The following is a 17,295-nucleotide window of genomic DNA, read 5'->3' as shown; positions in this document are numbered from 1 at the left end:
GGGAAAGATCACGCCTATAAACCTCACATTGGGGCGGTTCCACCCTGCGCCCAAAATGCAGGCAAAAGAAAACCGCGTGCGGGAAATGGAGAAACCCGCACGCGGCTTCAGATTTCAGACCCTGTCGCCAGGCCCTGAAGGCAGATTACATGGACCTTGCAATCGTGAAGACGACGCGCTCGTCGGCCAGGTCGGAACCGTCGATGTCGGTATCCCAGTAACGCAGGTCGAAGTCGAAGCCAGCTGCCGAGTAGGTGCCGCCGAGCGACCAGTTGGTGTAGTCGCCACCAGCGTCGAACTGGTAGTTGCCGACGCTGCCGTCTACGCTGAAGGCGTCGGTCAGCGAGTAACCGGCCGAAGCCGCGACGTAGAGGTTCTCATTGTCGAGGTCGTAGTAAGCTTCGCCGCCGATCGAGAGGCCGCTGTCGAAGGAGTAGCCCAGGGCACCCTTGATCTCGAGGAAGTCGAGATCGTCATCCTCAGAGTCCGGGTAGGTATAGTAGAGCAGGCCGACATCCCAGGAGATGCCGCTGGCAAACTCACCGGCCAGGCCGCCGTAGAAGTCGAGTTCGACGTTCGGGTCGGAGCCGCTGTCGAAGTCGATGCTGGACGCCCAGGTGCCAGCATAGAACATGCCGTTGGTGTAGTCGAAGCCGCCGGAGATGGCCATGTCGCCACCCGATTGCGACACACCGCGCCAGACATAGTCCGACGTCAGAGCGACGTTGCCCGAGAATTCGCCTTGTGCAGATGCAGTGCCTGCGGCTGCCACCATGGCGGCCAGTGCGACACCTGCCTGAAGAAATTTCATACGCATGCGTGTTAACCCCGTCTTTTGATCACGCTCCCGCTTGAGCGCCGTAGGTGACCCTGCCGATCTTTACCGGGCTTGCCGATGCTGCCGTTAGGCGAACTGAGGCGGGAGGGGGCGCTGCGCACTGGTTTTGGGCAGGCGGGGGCGCCTTTGCCTCGCAATTGTGCGCCCTCGCGTCCAGAAAATGTGCAGACAGCGAGTCAGCGTGCCTTCAGCGGAGCATAACCAAGGTGCATCCCGGCATCCACCAGCAGTGTTTCACCACTTATGTGACGGGACGCGTCGGTCACCAGAAACAGCGCAGAATCTGCGATGTCGTCTGGGCCGGAGGCCACATTGAGGGGCACCGAGGCGGCAACACCGGCTTCCATCTTCTTGTATTGCTCCTCGCTCATTGTGTCCTTGAACCAGCGCGTGCCGATGAATCCGGGGCAAACGGCGTTGACGCGGATGGCCGGGGCCAATGCGCGGGCGAGGCTGATCGTCATGGTGTTGAAGGCGCCCTTGGAGGCGGCGTAGGCGACCGAGGAGCCAACCCCGGCGACGCCGGCGATCGAGGAGACGTTGAGAACGGCGGAGGCGCGACCGGTCTGGCGATAAGCCTCGACCATCAGGTCTTTTGTCTTCTGCATAAGGATGAATGGGCCGGCGACATTGACCGAGTAGAGATCGAGGAAATCCTGACGGCTCAGCGCATCCAGATCGCTGTGATCGCGGGCGTGCTTGGTGATGCCGGCATTGTTGACGAGAATGTCGAGGCGGCCGGACTGGGCGGCGGCGTCGGCCAGTTTCTGGCAGCCTTCATCGGTGGACACATCGGCCTGCACGAGGCGAGCCTGCGCGCCGGCCTTCTGGCAGTCGGCTACGGTGGCTTCGCCATCGGCAATGGATTTGGTGCAGTTGATGATGACGCTGGCGCCGCGCTCGGCCAGTTTCAGGGCGATCGAGCGGCCAAGGCCGGTGGCGGAGCCGGTTATCAGGGCGGTGCGTCCTGCGAGATCCTGCGTGGTCATTTCCTGTCTTCCCTTAGTCGTTGTCGAGTCCTGCGGCAGATGGCCGGAGGGAGGGCGGGTAAGTCAAGCCTCGGGCCGTTTGGCGCCAATGCACGCCACGCGAGCGCAGACCGGGGGCTTGTACGCAACCGCGCTCTGCCGCTTGATAATGGAACCCGGGCAGGGGCCTGGCCGTTCCACTTCTATGAGCAACGACCTATTCAGACTGATCTATGTGAGCACCGCCACACCCGGCCTGTCTCAGCAGGACGTGGCGGATATTCTTGACGTTTCTCAATCCAATAACGAGGAACGCTATATCACCGGCTATCTGGTGCATAACGGGCCGAGCTTCATGCAGCTCATTGAAGGCCCGCGCCCGGAGATTGAAGGCATTTACACCCGCATCATGCACGACCAGCGCCATACCGGCCTTGTGCGGATCCTGGCGGAGAAAGCCGAACACCGGGCCTTCCCCCGCTGGTCCATGAACTATTTCCGTGTGGACCATTCCGGGCAAAACGGTTCGATGCTGGCGCGCCGGGATGATCCTGTGGACAGCTTGATGTCTGCCGACGCGCCGCGCGACCTGATCTACACCTTCTCAAAGTTCATCCGGCAGGGCTGACCTTGTCTTTGGCGCTGCCGAACCGTGTGAGTTTGGCGGTGACGATGGCGAGCCCGATGAGCGCGATACCGGCCACCAGCAGTGTGGCGGGCTCTGCCCCGAAGGTCTCGAAATACTGGGTGTAAGCATGGATCGTCAGGAAGACGAGCGCGCTGACCGAGAGAAATCCGCCCCGGCGGGTTTTCAGGGCGAGGGCAAGCGAAAGGGCGGCCCAGCCGACCGAGAACCAGGCCGGAGCAATGCGGCCAGCGTCGCCGGCACTGTCATACGGCAGCCAGGCATCGCCAATGACATCGCCCCAGAGCGAGCCGACCCAGAAGCTGAAATGCAGGAGGATTAGGCCCGTGCGCGCAGCGGAGGTGGCAAGCGATTGCCAGGCGGGGGCGAGTTCCCGGCGCAGGCGATAGAGCCCGGCACTGAGGGCGCCGAAGATCAGGATGCTGAGGACGGGTTCTTCAACGAACAGGGCATAGCTGGCGTGCCAGTAGCCTGTGCCCGTTCCGAGGACCGGGCCGAGGGCGACCATCGAGAGGGCGGCGAGGAAGGCCGAACGATAACGAATGGCACCGGCCGACAGGATCAGCGTGACGAGGAGGGCGGGCGCGGTGACGGGCGCGTCCTCAAACTCCCACGCGACCCAGCCGGCGAGACCGAGCGTGCCCATCAGGGCAAGGGCGATGGCGAGCAGGGCGAAGCTTTCCCCCTTGCTGAAATGGCGGAGCGCCTCTGCCCCGCCGAGCGCGGCGGCGGCGAGCAGGAGGCCTGTGGCGGCATTGGGCACCAGCGCGATGGTGGCGATGGCCACGGCGACCGCGCCGAAGATCAGGAGGATATTGGCGGCGAGCCCTGCGCGATTGTCCGGCAGGGCAAGGCCCGCAAGCCGGGCAGCCTCCTCGGGCGTCAGGCGGGACGCCTGCACGAGGGCATCCAGATCAAGCCGGATCACAGTCATGGCACTCACTCCAGATCAAAAGAAGTGAGTGTTCACTAACATATCTGGGCAAAAGGTGCAAGCGGCAAGCGCCGCGATCCCCGCCAGCGGGGCTGGGAGGTGGTTTTGGCCGCGTGTTTTGGGGATCTGTCAGGACGTGTTGGGCAATGCGCCGCCGGCGAGGACTTCGTTTGCCGCCTCGTTCAGCTCATTTAGAAGGCTTCGCGCATGATGATTGAGGCTGGGACGGTCGCCGGGGATTCTACGGGGTGAGAGTGGAGAGCGCGGGGGCGCAGCGGCGGCAGTCAGGCGGGCCTGACGGCGCACCCAGCGCCGCGCCTCCCGCAAGGGACAATCCAGGGCAGCCTGCAAAGCCTCGAACCGGCGCAGGAAGCGGGCCATCGGGTCTGCCGCCTGCGCAGATGCCTTCGGCGCGTCCGGGCGGGCATAGAGAACGGAATCAACCAGCGCCGTGACGCGCGGGAGCAGGTGTTCGAGCAGGTAATCTGTTCCCGGATTTTTTGCGGCGCTGGGCTGAGGTTCAAACATGCTGAACACCGGCGCGCGGGGGCCGCTGGTTTCCCGCATCTCGCCGGTGGGCGCGGCCTTGGGCTTGGGGCCGGATGCGGGGGCGGGCGCGGCGGGCACGGGCAGGGTGCCCGCGATGAGAAGGATGGCGCGGCGCATGGCCGCCTCCGCCGGGACGACCGCATGGGCGATCAGATGCCGGCGCAAGGCTGCGCCCATAGGGGCCGCGCCAAGACGCGTGAGGGCGCCGGTGACCAGCTCGATCAGATCCATGACAAGATAGAACGCCCGGCCAAGCAGGTAGTCTAGCTCGGTGTAATCGTCCGCAGGCTGATCGGGTGTGTCCATGCCTGAAAGACTAGCATGGGCCGGAGAGGCGTGGACAAGATCGCAGAAAAAACCTGCAGGGGCTTGAAGGAATGAGGGATTTTCCCGCGCACCTGTTGGATAAGGCGCTGGGGGACATGCCTGCCCCGAAATGGGGAGGGGGTGTCCTGCCGCCCCGTATGGCGCGGGGCGGCGAGGATCAGATGTCCAGCTCTTCGACGAAGGCGGCGTTTTCCTGGATAAAGCGGAAACGCAGTTCGGCCTTCTTGCCCATCAGCGTGTTGATGAGGTCCGCCGGTTTGACTTCCAGGTCGTCCATGGTGGCGGGCAGCGTCACGCGGGCGAGCGTGCGGGTGGCCGGGTTCATGGTGGTTTCTTTCAGCTGGGCGGGGTTCATCTCGCCGAGGCCCTTGAAGCGCGTCATGTCGACCTTCTGGTTGCTCTTGAAGTGTTCCTTCATGATCCGGGCACGGTCGGCATCGTCCATCGCGTAGTGGATGTTACCCTTGTTTGACAGCTTGTAGAGCGGGGGCAGGGCGAGGAAGAGGCGGCCAGCCTCGATCAGACCCGGTGTCATCCGGTAGAAGAAAGTGATCAGCAGCGATGCGATGTGGGCGCCGTCAACGTCAGCATCGGTCATGATGATGATGCGCTCATAGCGAAGGTCGTCGATGTTGAACTTGCGGCCAAGCTCCGTGCCCAGAGCAAGGGAGAGGTCAGCCAGTTCCTGGTTGGCCATCAGCTTGTCGTCCGACGCGCTTTCGACGTTCAGGATCTTGCCGCGCAGGGGCAGGATGGCCTGCGTCTCGCGGTTGCGCGCCTGTTTGGCGGAGCCGCCGGCCGAGTCGCCCTCGACGAGGAAGAGTTCGGTGCTTTCCGGGCCCTTGGCCGAACAGTCGGCCAGCTTGCCGGGGAGGCGCAGCTTCTTGGTGGCCGATTTGCGGGAGATTTCCTTCGCCTTGCGGCGGCGGGCCCGCTCGTCGGCGCGGTCGATGGCCCAGCTCAGCAGCTTGTTGGCCTCTTTGGGCGAACCGGCCAGCCAATGGTCGAAGTGATCGCGGACGGCGTTTTCCACCAGGCGGAAAGCGTGGGTGGAGGAGAGCTTGTCTTTGGTCTGGCCGACGAACTCAGGCCCGCGGATGAAGACCGAGAGGAGGAGGCCGGAATGGCCCATGACATCCTCGGCGGTGACTTCGGAGGCTTTCTTGTTGCCGGTCAGCTCGCCGAAATTGCGGATGCCCTTGGTGATGGCCGAGCGGAAGCCGGCCTCATGGGTGCCGCCTTCGGGCGTCGGGATGGTGTTACAATAGGAGCGGGAGAAGCCGTCGGCATCGCCGAAACCGGCCTGCGTCCAGGCGATGGCCCATTCGACCTTGCCTTCGGCGCCCATGTCCACGAGGCCGGTGAAGGGGCTTTCCGTGATCGTGCCCTTATCGCCGAAGACTTCCAGCAGCTGGTCGGCCAGGCCATTGGGATAGGAGAGGACGGCTTCGGCGGGGACTTTGGAGTCCTCCGGCAGAAGCTCCGGATCACAGGCCCAGCGGATTTCAACGCCGCGGAAGAGATAGGCTTTCGAGCGCGCCATCTGGAACAGGCGCTGGGGGCGCCAGCGGAGCTTGTCGCCGAAAATCTGGTGGTCGGGCTTGAAGCTGACCGAGGTGCCGCGCCGGTTGGGCACGGGGCCGACCTTCTGGAGCTTGCCGACGGGCAGGCCGCGCGAGAATTCCTGCCGGTAGAGCGTGCGGTCGCGGGCGACCTCGACGACGACCTTTTCGGAGAGCGCGTTGACCACCGAGATGCCGACGCCGTGGAGGCCGCCGGCGGTTGAGTAGGCCTTGTCGGAGAATTTGCCGCCCGAGTGCAGCGTCGTCATGATGACTTCGAGCGCAGATTTCTTGGGGAATTTCGGGTGTGGATCGATCGGGATGCCGCGTCCGTTATCGGTGACGGTCAGGAAACCGTCGGCGGTGAGCTTGATCTCGATGCGGCTGGCATGGCCGGCGACGGCTTCGTCCATCGAGTTGTCGAGGACTTCGGCGAACAGGTGGTGCCAGGCGCGCTCATCGGTGCCGCCGATATACATGCCGGGGCGCTTGCGGACGGGCTCAAGGCCTTCGAGAACCTCGATATCCTTGGCAGAATAGCCGGCAGTGCCGGCCAGCAGATCATCCTGTTTCATCTGCCGCGCTGAGGACATGGACTGCTTCTCCGTCTCTGAAAACGCCGGAATCCCCGGCGGAATGGGCGAGGCAGACAGGAGGGCAATTTCCTTAACGGCGCATTAACCTTCGGCTTTCTGCCAAGGCCAGACATCTGGCGGGGTTCGTGTGGCTGGGCAAGGGGAGAGGTTCACCTGCTGTCTCTCAGCCCGTCTACCTGCCCTGAAACGATCACTTATATTCACAGGATTGTTGAGCAGCGTTCAGCTTGAAGGGTTAAGCTGGGGTTTCCACATTCGGTATGTCGCCCGAAGGATGCTGTGACAGGTGTTTTGAGGGTATACTGGGTTGCCGCTCAGCGGGGCCCGAATCAAAGGAGGCACTTCCAGATGCCAAAATCCAAGACAGTGCCGGTGTTGCCGCTTCGGGACATCGTTGTTTTCCCCGACATGGTTGCGCCGCTGTTCGTCGGCCGCGACAAGTCTGTCCGGGCGCTCGAGATGATCGAGGAGTCCGACAATGAGATCATGCTGGTGGCCCAGAAGGACGCCGCCATCGACAATCCCGTGGCCGAGGACATGCACGCCACCGGGACGCTCGCCACCATCCTGCAATTGCTGAAACTGCCCGACGGCACCGTGAAGGTGCTGGTGGAAGGCCGCGCCCGTGCGCGCCTCGTGCAGCTGCACGACCGGGTGGAGTATTTCGAAGCCGAGGTCGAGACGATCCCGGAAGCCGATGTGGCTGGCTCCGACATCCAGGCGCTGATGCGCGCCGTGCAGGAGCAGTTCGAGAGCTATGTGAAGCTCAACCGCAAGATCCCGCCGGAAGCTGTGACGACCATCAGCCAGCTCACCGAGCCGGGCCGCCTGGCAGACCAGGTGGCGTCGAACCTGTCGGTCAAGCTCTCCGACAAGCAGGACCTGCTGGAGATGCCGGACGTGAAGGAGCGCCTGGAGAAGGTCTTCTCACTGATGGAAGGCGAGATGGGCATGCTCCAGATGGAGCGGAAGATCAAAAACCGCGTCAAGCGTCAGATGGAGAAGACGCAGCGCGAGTATTACCTGAACGAGCAGATGAAGGCGATCCAGCGCGAGCTGGGCGATCAGGGCGAAGGCTCTGACCGCGATGAGCTGGCCGAACTCGACCAGAAGATCGCCGACACGCCGCTGAGCCAGGAAGCCCGCGCCAAGGCCGAGGCCGAAATCAAGAAGCTGCGCCAGATGTCGCCGATGTCTGCCGAATCCACGGTCGTGCGCAATTATCTCGACTGGCTGCTGTCGCTGCCCTGGGGCAAGCGGAAGGACATCCAGACCGACCTTGTGAAAGCCGAGCACCAGCTCGACGACGACCATTACGGCCTCGACAAGGTGAAAGAGCGTATCCTGGAATACCTCGCCGTGCAGAAACGGACCGGCCGCCTGAAAGGCCCGATCCTCTGCCTCGTCGGACCGCCGGGCGTGGGTAAGACCTCGCTGGGCCGCTCGATTGCCGAAGCCACGGGACGCGACTTTGTGCGCGTGTCGCTGGGCGGCGTGCGCGACGAAAGCGAGATCCGCGGTCACCGCCGCACCTATATCGGCTCGATGCCGGGCCGGATCATCCAGAGCCTGAAGAAGACGAAGACGGGCAACCCGCTCTTCCTTCTCGACGAGATCGACAAGATGGGCATGGACCATCGCGGCGATCCGGCGTCGGCCCTGCTTGAGGTGCTCGACCCGGAGCAAAACGCGACGTTCAACGACCACTATCTGGAAGTCGATTACGACCTTTCGGACGTAATGTTCGTGACGACGGCGAACTCGCTCAACATGCCCCAGCCCCTGCTGGACCGGATGGAGATCATCCGTATTGCGGGGTACACGGAAGATGAAAAGCTGGAGATCACCAAACGCCACCTGGTTCCGCAGGTGCGTGAGGATCACGGCCTGAAGGAAGAGGAGTGGATCGTCACCGACGAAGCCATCCGCGACCTGATCCGCTACTACTCCCGTGAAGCGGGCGTGCGCAGCCTGAAGCGCGAAGTGGCACGCCTTGCCCGCAAGGCGGTGCGCGACATTGCGACGAAGGACCTGCCGAGCCTGACGATCACGGCGGAAAACCTTTCCGAGTATGCCGGCGTGCGCAAGTATCGCTATGGCCTCGCGGACGAGACCGATCAGGTCGGCGCCGTCACCGGCCTTGCCTGGACGGAAGTGGGCGGTGACCTGCTGACGATCGAGGCGGTGAAAATGCCAGGCCGCGGCGCCATGAAGGTGACCGGGAACCTGCGCGATGTGATGAAGGAATCGATCCAGGCGGCCAGCTCGCTGGTGCGCTCGCGCTCGGTCGATCTCGGCATCAAGCCGACCGTGTTCAACACGACCGACATCCACGTGCACGTGCCCGATGGCGCTACGCCGAAGGACGGCCCATCCGCCGGTATCGCCATGACGACGGCCATCGTTTCGCTGCTGACCGGCACGCCGGTGAACCGCGAAGTGGCGATGACCGGGGAAGTGTCCCTGCGTGGCCGGGTGCTGCCGATTGGCGGTCTCAAGGAGAAACTGCTCGCGGCCCTGCGCGGCGGCATCAAGACGGTGCTGATCCCGAAGGAGAACGAGAAGGATCTCGACGAGATTCCCGAGAATGTGAAGACCGGCCTGAAGATCATTCCGGTCTCTGACATTCAGGAAGTGCTGAAACTGGCGCTGACACGCCCGCTCGCCCCGATCGAATGGTCGGCAGAGGATGAAGCCCGCCTGCAGGCGAGCCTTGGTGGCGGCGCGGCCAATGCCGGGGATTCCGACGCTGTGCGCACGCACTGAGCGGTCCCCAGGCGGACAAATCTGAAAACCCCTTCTCCGGACGGAGGAGGGGTTTTTCTTTTTTGTTGTGATGGGCAGACTGTGGGAGCCCGCGAATGACCCGGTGCGGATGCGGGACTTGAGGGCTTGCCGTCCGCTTGATACATGAGAGCGGTCGTTCGGTTCGACGGATCGCGGCCGTCCCAGTCGGTTCAGCGGGAAATTGTGGTGAGTTTGAAGTGACCGAGCCCGCCGAAAACTGGTTTGTCGAAGCCCCCGGCGACATTCACCGAATAGAAGCGTGCCTTACCGGCGCAGCGTACGCGCCCCACCGCCACGACACCTATACAATCGGCATCACATTGAGCGGCATTCAGAGCTTCACGTATCGTGGCGCTGAAAGAGCTTCTTATCCCGGCCAGGCGGTCATCCTGCACCCCGACGAAAAGCATGATGGCCGCGCCGGTGACGATGCGGCCTTTCGCTATCGCGCCGCCTATATCTCTCCAGCCGACATTCAAGAAGCGCTGAACGGAAGGGCGTTGCCGTTCGTTGAAGGCGGCGTTTCGATTGACGCTCGCCTGCAAAGGTCGGCCACAGCCCTGCTGGGAGACTACGAGCGGCCGCTGTCGAGACTAGAGTATCAGGACGGGCTCTACGATCTGGCGATTGCGCTGCAGGCCGCAGCGGGCGCCGGCGTCGTCATCAAGCGGGTCAATCGTGAGGCGGCAGCCGGCGCACGCGATTACATCGAGGCCAATCTCTCAAGCGGATTCTCGCTCGAAGACCTGGAGCATGCGACGGGCCATTGCCGCTGGCAGTTGTCACGAGATTTTCGCGCCATGTTCGGCACGAGTCCGTACAGATACCTTATTTTACGGCGGCTGGATCTGGCGCGCCGGATGATGCGCGACGGCGGCACGATCGCCGAAATTGCCCATGAGTGTGGTTTTTCGGACCAGAGCCATTTCGGGCGTGCGTTCAAGCAGGCCTTTGGATTGACACCCAAAACTTGGCTCGGGAGCGTGCGGAATTCGCACGATCGTTCTATAAGGGCCTAGGGCATCGGTGCATTGAAGCACCATGAAAACAACATCGCTATACTCGCCAGAACCCGCAAAGGGATGGCTTCCGTGGGGGGCGCTGGCCCCGTTTCTCCTGATCTTCTTTGTGGCCGCCCCGGTCATCTTGACTGACGAGCCGTTCATTCAATGGGGGTTCGTAGATGACCGTGGCAACCCGATCGGCGCAAACGGTATATATGCCTTCCTTCTGATACCTTTCGCGATAACCGGGGCGCTGGTGCTTGGGTGGGTATTGTTCGTCGAACGCCGGTCGCTTCGCACCATCGGTTTGACGCCGCACGTTGGGGCGAAGGCGTTTGCGCGCGGACTTGCAATCGGCCTGGCGAGCATCGGAGCCATTGTTGCGGTGATCTGGGCGGCGGGCGGATACCAAGCGGACGGATTTGCGAGCGCGTTCTTCGTGCCACGCGACTTGATGAGTATTGGCATTCTATTTCTGTGTTTTGTTGTCCAGGCGGGCGTTGAAGAGATCATTTTCCGCGGCTGGCTCATGTCGGCGCTGGCGCGCAAGTTCAATGTCACCCTGGCCGTCCTGCTGACATGCGTTGTGTTCACTTTCCTGCACTACGGTCGAGGTCAGGAACTGCTGGTCACGGGCGGGGTGTTTCTTTTCTCGGTTTTCGCCTGCCTCTGGGCGCTCAAGGCGCGCAATATCTGGGGTGTCATGGGGTGGCACATTGGGTGGAACTGGCTACTTGCGACGGGCTTTGAATTGCCGGTTACCGGATTTGACATGGGCTTGTCGGCGCTTCTGGTCAGGCTTGTGCCACACGGTCCAGATATCCTGACCGGCGGTTCCCACGGGCCAGAGAGTAGCGTGGTTTGCCTGACATTCTTTGTTTGCGGGATCGCAATGCTGCTCTGGCGACTGCGGAAAACTGCCGACTAAGCGCGGAACGACTTGGCAATGCCTTCGATCGGGACTCGCGCCCGGCGAAGACCGCGTCCGCCAGATTCGGTCGCCGTGATCGGCAAGTTGCTGCCAGTCGGACGACCGCAAACGGCACTTGCTTTCCGGGCGTGCTCCCGGCTAAGAGGGCGGCGGTGGGGCGATTAGCTCAGTTGGTAGAGCGCCTGCTTTACACGCAGGATGTCGGCGGTTCGAGCCCGTCATCGCCCACCATTTTCCCCTCAGTTTCAGGAATACGGGTGAATGGCCCCCATGCAGCGATCTTATGACGTCATCGTTATTGGCGCGGGGGCGGCGGGCCTGATGTGTGCCATCGAGGCGGGCAAGCGGGGCCGCCGGGTCTGGCTGGTGGATCATGCCCGGAAGATTGCCGAAAAGATCCGCATCGCGGGCGGGGGCTTCTGCAACTTCACCAACCTGCACACCAGCCCGAAGAATTTCCTGTCGCAGAACGCGCATTTCTGCAAATCGGCGCTGAGCCGGTACACGCAGCAGGATTTCATCGCCCTGGTGCAGAGCCATGGCATTGCCTTCCATGAAAAGAAGCTGGGGCAGCTTTTCTGCGATGAGTCCGCGCAGGAGATCATCGCCATGCTGCTGGAGGAATGCCGCCGGGCGGGCGTTGTCTTGCAGAACGATACCGGCATCGAGCGCGTCGAAGCCATCGGGAACGGCTACCGGGTGGTCACAACGCGCGGCACGCAGGACTGCGACTCGCTTGTCATTGCGACGGGCGGGCTTTCCATTCCCAAGGTCGGGGCGACGAAGTTTGGCTATGATGTTGCCCGCCAGTTCGGGCTGGACGTTATCGAAACGCGGCCGGGCCTCGTGCCGCTGACCTTTCAGGCGTCGCTTCTGGAGCGGTGCCAGGCGCTCAGCGGATTGTCGGTGGAGGCCACGGTTTCCTGCGGCAAGGTCAGCTTTTCCGAAGGATTGCTGTTTACCCATCGCGGGCTGAGCGGCCCGTCGATCCTGCAGATTTCTTCCTATTGGCGGGAGGGGCAGGACATTCTCGTCAATCTGGCGCCGTCTGTGGATGCGTTTGCGTTCCTGAAAGACCGGAAGAAGGCGCAGCCGAAACAGGAAGTGCAGACCGCGCTGGCGGAGGTTGTTCCCAAACGTCTTGCGCTGAGCATCTGTGAGGACGCAGCGCTTTCGGGGCGGCTGGCCGATCTTCCGGACGGCGCCTTGCGGGCGCTGGCGCGCGCGGTCAATGAATGGCGCATCCGGCCCGCGGGCACGGAAGGCTATCGCACGGCGGAAGTGACGCTGGGGGGCGTCGATACGAATGCGCTTTCGTCCAAGACGATGGAAGCGAAGACGCAGCCCGGCCTGTTCTTTGTCGGTGAAGTGATGGATGTGACCGGCCATCTGGGCGGCTTCAATTTCCAGTGGGCCTGGTCGTCCGGCTATGTGGCCGGACAGTATGTGTAGACGTTTCAACGCGACTTCCCGGCGTGCTCCCGGCTAGAAGGGTGGCGGCGGGGCAATTGGCTCAGCTGGTAGAGCGCGTGCGGTTTCGGTACGGCTTTCAAAGTTCCGGAGAAGGCGGCTGGCGGAGTTCTTTACAATATTTGTCCGTATGCGGTGATTATCCGTATTTCCGCATGTTGCGATTCCGGCATTTCCAAGTTGGCGTACAGTTTTACGAATCGGGCGCAACGCTTTGATTGCGATCGCTTTTCGACGATTATATTTGCCGGTTGGCCGTTATGTATTTCGTAAATCGCTGATGCGCTCAGACTTTCTGCTTGCCAAATAAAAACACCGGAGTGTGGCTGACTTGCCAGTCGTTAAAAGAAAAGAAGACCCTGGTTTTTGTATCCGGTCGTCCAATAAAGCGACCGCATATGGCAGCGTCCGGAAAGGAAAGGGATTTTTGTTGTTCGGCATCCAAAAATGATTCTGGGACCGTTTTCTTTGACTAGGTATAATCCCGTACGGATTTTTTTGTTGTCAGTGAACATACTGTCTCCATCTCGACTGGGAGAACTGAGATGGATGGGGAAATGACCGGGCCAAGGGCCCGTAGAACGCAGAAGGAGCGGTCCGAAGGGATGCAGGCGAAGGTGCTGAGCGCCACGCTGCATTGCATGGGCGCCAAAGGCTATCAGCACATGTCGCTGCAGGATATTGCCGATGAAGCCGGGGTGTCCCGGGGCGCCATCACGCATCACTATCCGAGCAAGTTTGAACTCGTTCTGGACGCCGTGCGCAGCTATCTGCAGGCTCGCGCCGATCATGTGGAAGACCTCTTCTCCAATACGCGGGAAATGTCGCTGGACCGTCGGCTTGATGTGCTCTGGGACGATCTGGGCCGCGAGTTTGCAGTCAGTTCTGAAATTTTCTCCGCTCTGAAGAGCGATGACGAGTTGCTGCGGCGGGTGCGCCGGGGCGGCGATCTCGACATGATGAAGGCGGTTCTGCCCTATGCCGCCTTTTTTCCGGAGATGGCGCGCCTGGGCAATGGCGCCTCTATCATGACCATGATCCTGGCTTTCTATCGCGGCCTGATGGTGGAGAGTATTGCCTGGCCGGAAGCGGCGCTTACGGAAATGCGCATGATCTTCAAGGGCATGGTGCATGATCTGCTGGATGGAAGCGCGCACGAACTGCCAAGTGGCGCGCCCGGCAAATACGCCAACGATTCGTTGCCACTTGCCGATGAGGGCCGCTTCAGCGCCTGAAACGCCTTATCTCTGATCTGGCGGTGTCGTCTGCGCCGCCCCCGGCAACTGCCCAGAATTTGCTGCGTGCTTGACCGGATTATGCCATCCTTCCTGTTATAAGCAGAGATGCCCGGGCGCGCGACCGCCCCAGAAGGAGGCCCGCCGATGAAACTTTCCCGTATGCTGCTGACTGCTGCGATGCCGATGGCGCTCATGGCGTGTTCGGCCGAGACTGCAGACAAATCGCCAGCGCCGCTGGCCGGTATCGACGCGCCTGCTGAGCCAGCGACGGACGCGCCCCTGGCAGACGCGGGCGAAGCCAAAACAAAGCCATGGATGGCGCAAGGCAATGAGCCGGGCTGGACGGTGACCCTGGACGGGACGACGCTGAGCTACGTGTATGCCTATGGCGAGAGCCGGTATGAGGCGCCCCAGCCAGAAGCCGAGGCCGTGGAGGGCGGCAAGCGCTATACAACTGCGGACGGCGTGCTTTCGGTATTGGTGCTCGACAAGATTTGCGCCGACGACATGAGCGGGATGCCGTTTCCCCAGACGGTGACCGTGCAGATGGAAGACGCGCGTGTGAACGGATGCGGCGGCAAGACCAGCGACCTTATCGAAGGCGAGTGGCAGATTGTCGAAGTGAACGGGCCGCCGGTGATGCCGGGAGTTGAGCTTACCCTCGTGCTTGAAGCCGACATTCCGCCTGAGCCGGGCCAGCAGGTTCAATATGTGCCGGGCAAGGGTGGCGTCAGTGGCCGAAGCGGCTGCAACAGCTATGGCGGTGAATACACGCTGACCGGCGAGGGAATCAGTTTCGGTGACATTGCGAACACGGAAATGGCTTGCGACCCGGAAATTATGGCCCAGGAGGCCGACTTTCTGGATGCCCTCCGCCACGTCACCGTGCTCACTTTTGACGAAACCGGCGAGATGGAGCTGCGCGATCACGAGTATCGCCAGATATATGCCCGGCGGAAATAAGGGCTGACCCTCGGGCACCGGTTGACGGTTTGCGGCGCGCTCAGCATTTTCCCGGCAAGAATGCGTGAAAGCACGCAGCCAATGGGAGGAAATGCGGGCGATGGATTCGACCGTCAGCAAGAGTACGACACGCATTGCCATTCTGGGCGCCGGAATGAGTGGGCTGGGCATGGCCGCCAAGCTCAAGGCCGCCGGCTATGGCGCTATCGACATTTATGAAAAGTCCGGCGGAGTGGGCGGCACCTGGCGGGACAACACCTATCCGGGGTGTGGCTGCGATGTGCCCAGCCACCTCTATTCCTTCTCGTTCGAGCTGAACCCGGACTGGGATTACAAATGGTCTCTGCAGCCGCAGATCCTCAAATACTTCGAGGACTTTGCCGACAAGTATGACGTGCGCCGGCATTGCCATTTCAACACAGAAATCACCGAATGCCGCTGGAGCGATACGGACAATACCTGGACGCTGACGGACGCTTCGGGGAAAACCCATGTGGCCGATGTGCTGGTGTCCGGCCTCGGACAGCTGAACATTCCCGCCACGCCCGAGTTCAAGGGGCTGGACCGGTTCAAAGGGGCCGCCTTCCATTCGGCGCGGTGGGATCATTCGGTCGATATCAAGGACAAGACGGTGGCTGTGGTCGGCAATGGACCGAGCGCGGTGCAGTTCCTGCCGGAAATCCAGAAAGTTGTTGGTAAGCTGATCAGTTACCAGCGCTCGCCGGCCTGGTGCCGTCCGCGCGGGCAGCGGCAGTATTCTGAAGCTGACAAGCGCTATTTCGCCGGGCCACGCTGGCGGATCGACTGGTATCGCTGGCGCATCAGGGCGTTCGCCGATTTCGGTTTTGGGGCGTTCCTGCAGAAATCCCCGATGGGGCTTTCCGAGTCGATGAAGAAGATGTGCCAGCAGCATCTTGAGGACCAGGTGAAAGACCCGGTTCTGCGCGAGAAGCTGACACCGGATTTCGAACCGGGCTGTAAACGTGTTCTGATCTCGGATGATTACTATCCGGCGCTTACGAAGCCAAATGTGGATGTGCTGCGCCAGGGCGTGAAAGAGATTACCGAAGACGGCATCATCGGCGAGGATGGCGTTGAGCGTAAATGCGATGTGATCATCTGGGCTACGGGCTTCCAGTCCACCGATTTCCTGACGCCGATGCAGGTGTATGGCAAGAACGGGCTCAGCCTCAATCAGGCCTGGAAAGATGGCGCTGAAGCCTTCAAGGGCGTGGCGGTGTCCAGCTTCCCGAACTTCTTCCTGCTGTATGGGCCAAACACCAATCTCGGCCACAACTCCATCATCCTGATGGTGGAGTACCAGATCAACTACATCATCCAGTGCATCGACAAGATTGCCGAAAAGGGCGTGGCCGCGTTGGATGTGACACCATCCGCCATGACGGCGTATAACGTCCGTGTACAGGATGAAATTTCCAAGACGGTCTGGGCGTCCGATTGTCATAGCTGGTACAAGAATGAAGCCGGCAAGGTGACCAATAACTGGTATGGCAAGACCACCGACTACAAGAAGGAAACCCGGCATCCGGACTGGACGGATTTCGAGGTGGTGGAGGGATAAATCCTCTCACGGATCAGAAAAAAAAGCCCCCTCGTGAGAGGGGGCTTTCTTTTTACATCGGGTCGGTGCGGTAGGGCGCAAGATCCGGGAAGACGGGATCGCGTTTTTCCGCACGGGCGGTGAAGGCTTCGGCCATATGCGGGGGCGGGAACATCGCGGCGTTCCACACACCGATATAGTCCAGCGTATCTGCCGTATTGTGGTCGCGTCCGTAGTTGATCAGCACCTTGGAGCCAGTGACGGCGATCGGGTTTTTCGAGGCGATCTCGCGGGCCGTTTCCATCACATAGGCAAGCAGCTCTTCCTGCGTGTCGAAGATGTCGTTGACGAGGCCGATTTCCTTGGCTTTGGCCGCATCGATCTTGCGGCCGGTATAGGCGAGTTCCTTCACCCAGCCTTCCGGGATGTAGCGCTGAAGGCGCGGGAAGGTGCCGACATCGGCGGTCATGGCGATGTTGATTTCCATGATGCAGAAATAGGCGTCCTTGGTGCACCAGCGGATGTCGCCAGCGGTGATCATGTCGATAGCGCCGCCGATGACCGCGCCGTGGCAGGCGAAGAGAACCGGGATGCGCGCCTCTTCCATGCAGTTGAAGGATTGCTGGATGGCTTTGACATTCGTGCGGAAGGCTTCAGCGGCGACATAGCGGTCTTCCGGGCCGGGCGGACGCGGGCCTGTGAAGACGGTCGTGTCCATGCCGGCGGAGAAGTGCTTGCCAGTCGAGGAAATGACGATGACGCGGGCGAGGGCGTTCTGGTCGATGGTGCGGACGATTTCCGGAAGCTCGTTCCAGAAGGCCTTGTTCATCGTGTTCAGCGCTTCAGGGCGCGCCATCTGGATATGCGCGACCTTGTCCTCAATCGTGACCTTGAAGGCTTCGTACTTCTCTCTCAGCATGG

The 17,295-nt window shown here is 61.6% G+C and carries 14 protein-coding genes and 1 tRNA gene; 9 read left to right on the top strand and 6 right to left on the bottom strand.

The genetic code is table 11. The annotated features are described in order from the left end of the window. Positions 1–145 precede the first annotated feature (145 nt). Both K1X12_RS15475 and K1X12_RS15470 read right to left on the bottom strand, forming a co-directional pair. Positions 146–817 carry a TorF family putative porin gene (locus tag K1X12_RS15475; protein ID WP_225908005.1) on the bottom strand — a complete coding sequence of 224 codons (672 nt, stop codon included), beginning with the start codon at positions 815–817 and terminating at the stop codon, positions 146–148. A gap of 197 nt (positions 818–1,014) precedes the next feature. After that, positions 1,015–1,827, bottom strand: a complete 813-nt coding sequence (locus K1X12_RS15470) for an SDR family NAD(P)-dependent oxidoreductase (RefSeq protein WP_220988486.1) — start codon at positions 1,825–1,827, stop codon at positions 1,015–1,017. A 184-nt stretch (positions 1,828–2,011) separates the two neighbouring features. Here K1X12_RS15470 and K1X12_RS15465 point away from each other — a divergent pair, with 184 nt between their 5' ends. Continuing rightward, positions 2,012–2,434: a BLUF domain-containing protein gene (locus K1X12_RS15465; RefSeq protein WP_225908004.1), complete on the top strand. Its 423-nt coding sequence runs from the start codon at positions 2,012–2,014 to the stop codon at positions 2,432–2,434. Here K1X12_RS15465 and K1X12_RS15460 read toward each other — a convergent pair. From K1X12_RS15460 to parE, 3 genes are all read right to left on the bottom strand, one after another. Continuing rightward, entirely contained in the window at positions 2,418–3,386 is a 969-nt protein-coding gene (locus tag K1X12_RS15460) for a hypothetical protein (protein WP_220988482.1), read from the bottom strand. The genes K1X12_RS15465 and K1X12_RS15460 overlap by 17 nt on opposite strands. 129 nt (positions 3,387–3,515) lie before the next feature. Next, on the bottom strand, positions 3,516–4,241 hold the full coding sequence (locus K1X12_RS15455) for a hypothetical protein (protein WP_220988481.1): 726 nt from the start codon (positions 4,239–4,241) through the stop codon (positions 3,516–3,518). Between the two features lie 178 nt (positions 4,242–4,419). Then, positions 4,420–6,417: a DNA topoisomerase IV subunit B gene (gene parE / locus K1X12_RS15450; protein ID WP_220988479.1), complete on the bottom strand. Its 1,998-nt coding sequence runs from the start codon at positions 6,415–6,417 to the stop codon at positions 4,420–4,422. 351 nt (positions 6,418–6,768) lie between these two features. Between parE and lon the strand changes: the two genes are divergently transcribed. The 8 genes from lon (at position 6,769) to K1X12_RS15410 (ending at position 16,395) form a co-directional block, all read left to right on the top strand. Next, entirely contained in the window at positions 6,769–9,186 is a 2,418-nt protein-coding gene (lon, locus tag K1X12_RS15445; RefSeq protein WP_220988478.1) for an endopeptidase La, read from the top strand. A 218-nt stretch (positions 9,187–9,404) separates the two neighbouring features. Then, positions 9,405–10,226: a helix-turn-helix transcriptional regulator gene (locus K1X12_RS15440; protein WP_220988476.1), complete on the top strand. Its 822-nt coding sequence runs from the start codon at positions 9,405–9,407 to the stop codon at positions 10,224–10,226. A gap of 22 nt (positions 10,227–10,248) precedes the next feature. After that, positions 10,249–11,139: a CPBP family intramembrane glutamic endopeptidase gene (locus tag K1X12_RS15435; RefSeq protein ID WP_220988474.1), complete on the top strand. Its 891-nt coding sequence runs from the start codon at positions 10,249–10,251 to the stop codon at positions 11,137–11,139. A gap of 158 nt (positions 11,140–11,297) precedes the next feature. Further along, positions 11,298–11,373, top strand: a tRNA-Val gene (locus K1X12_RS15430). A gap of 30 nt (positions 11,374–11,403) precedes the next feature. Beyond that, positions 11,404–12,594, top strand: a complete 1,191-nt coding sequence (locus K1X12_RS15425; protein WP_439649727.1) for a BaiN/RdsA family NAD(P)/FAD-dependent oxidoreductase — start codon at positions 11,404–11,406, stop codon at positions 12,592–12,594. Between the two features lie 623 nt (positions 12,595–13,217). Further along, positions 13,218–13,847: a TetR/AcrR family transcriptional regulator gene (locus K1X12_RS15420; RefSeq protein WP_220988470.1), complete on the top strand. Its 630-nt coding sequence runs from the start codon at positions 13,218–13,220 to the stop codon at positions 13,845–13,847. 147 nt (positions 13,848–13,994) lie between these two features. Then, the gene (locus tag K1X12_RS15415; RefSeq protein ID WP_220988468.1) at positions 13,995–14,813 is read left to right on the top strand and encodes an META domain-containing protein; all 819 of its coding nucleotides are present in this window, start codon (positions 13,995–13,997) and stop codon (positions 14,811–14,813) included. A 100-nt stretch (positions 14,814–14,913) separates the two neighbouring features. Continuing rightward, positions 14,914–16,395, top strand: a complete 1,482-nt coding sequence (locus K1X12_RS15410; protein WP_220988466.1) for a flavin-containing monooxygenase — start codon at positions 14,914–14,916, stop codon at positions 16,393–16,395. 52 nt (positions 16,396–16,447) lie between these two features. Here the strand turns inward: K1X12_RS15410 and K1X12_RS15405 are convergent, their stop codons facing one another. Further along, entirely contained in the window at positions 16,448–17,293 is an 846-nt protein-coding gene (locus tag K1X12_RS15405) for a crotonase/enoyl-CoA hydratase family protein (protein WP_220988465.1), read from the bottom strand. Between the last annotated feature and the right edge of the window lie 2 nt (positions 17,294–17,295).

Origin of the sequence: Hyphomonas sediminis, assembly GCF_019679475.1 — a bacterium.
Taxonomy (GTDB): Bacteria; Pseudomonadota; Alphaproteobacteria; order Caulobacterales; family Hyphomonadaceae; genus Hyphomonas; species Hyphomonas sediminis.
The sequence above is the reverse complement of the archived record's forward strand: the minus strand, read 5'-3'. Positions and strand labels throughout refer to the sequence as shown.

What these genes read in the sequence shown, in the direction of transcription:
- K1X12_RS15475 (WP_225908005.1), bottom strand. Translation starts at nt 817, where the DNA reads ATGCGTATGAAATTTCTTCAGGCAGGTGTCGCACTGGCCGCCATGGTG.
- K1X12_RS15470 (WP_220988486.1), bottom strand. Translation starts at nt 1,827, where the DNA reads ATGACCACGCAGGATCTCGCAGGACGCACCGCCCTGATAACCGGCTCC.
- K1X12_RS15465 (WP_225908004.1), top strand. Translation starts at nt 2,012, where the DNA reads ATGAGCAACGACCTATTCAGACTGATCTATGTGAGCACCGCCACACCC.
- K1X12_RS15460 (WP_220988482.1), bottom strand. Translation starts at nt 3,386, where the DNA reads ATGACTGTGATCCGGCTTGATCTGGATGCCCTCGTGCAGGCGTCCCGC.
- K1X12_RS15455 (WP_220988481.1), bottom strand. Translation starts at nt 4,241, where the DNA reads ATGGACACACCCGATCAGCCTGCGGACGATTACACCGAGCTAGACTAC.
- parE (WP_220988479.1), bottom strand. Translation starts at nt 6,417, where the DNA reads ATGTCCTCAGCGCGGCAGATGAAACAGGATGATCTGCTGGCCGGCACT.
- lon (WP_220988478.1), top strand. Translation starts at nt 6,769, where the DNA reads ATGCCAAAATCCAAGACAGTGCCGGTGTTGCCGCTTCGGGACATCGTT.
- K1X12_RS15435 (WP_220988474.1), top strand. Translation starts at nt 10,249, where the DNA reads ATGAAAACAACATCGCTATACTCGCCAGAACCCGCAAAGGGATGGCTT.
- K1X12_RS15425 (WP_439649727.1), top strand. Translation starts at nt 11,404, where the DNA reads ATGGCCCCCATGCAGCGATCTTATGACGTCATCGTTATTGGCGCGGGG.
- K1X12_RS15420 (WP_220988470.1), top strand. Translation starts at nt 13,218, where the DNA reads ATGCAGGCGAAGGTGCTGAGCGCCACGCTGCATTGCATGGGCGCCAAA.
- K1X12_RS15415 (WP_220988468.1), top strand. Translation starts at nt 13,995, where the DNA reads ATGAAACTTTCCCGTATGCTGCTGACTGCTGCGATGCCGATGGCGCTC.
- K1X12_RS15410 (WP_220988466.1), top strand. Translation starts at nt 14,914, where the DNA reads ATGGATTCGACCGTCAGCAAGAGTACGACACGCATTGCCATTCTGGGC.
- K1X12_RS15405 (WP_220988465.1), bottom strand. Translation starts at nt 17,293, where the DNA reads ATGCTGAGAGAGAAGTACGAAGCCTTCAAGGTCACGATTGAGGACAAG.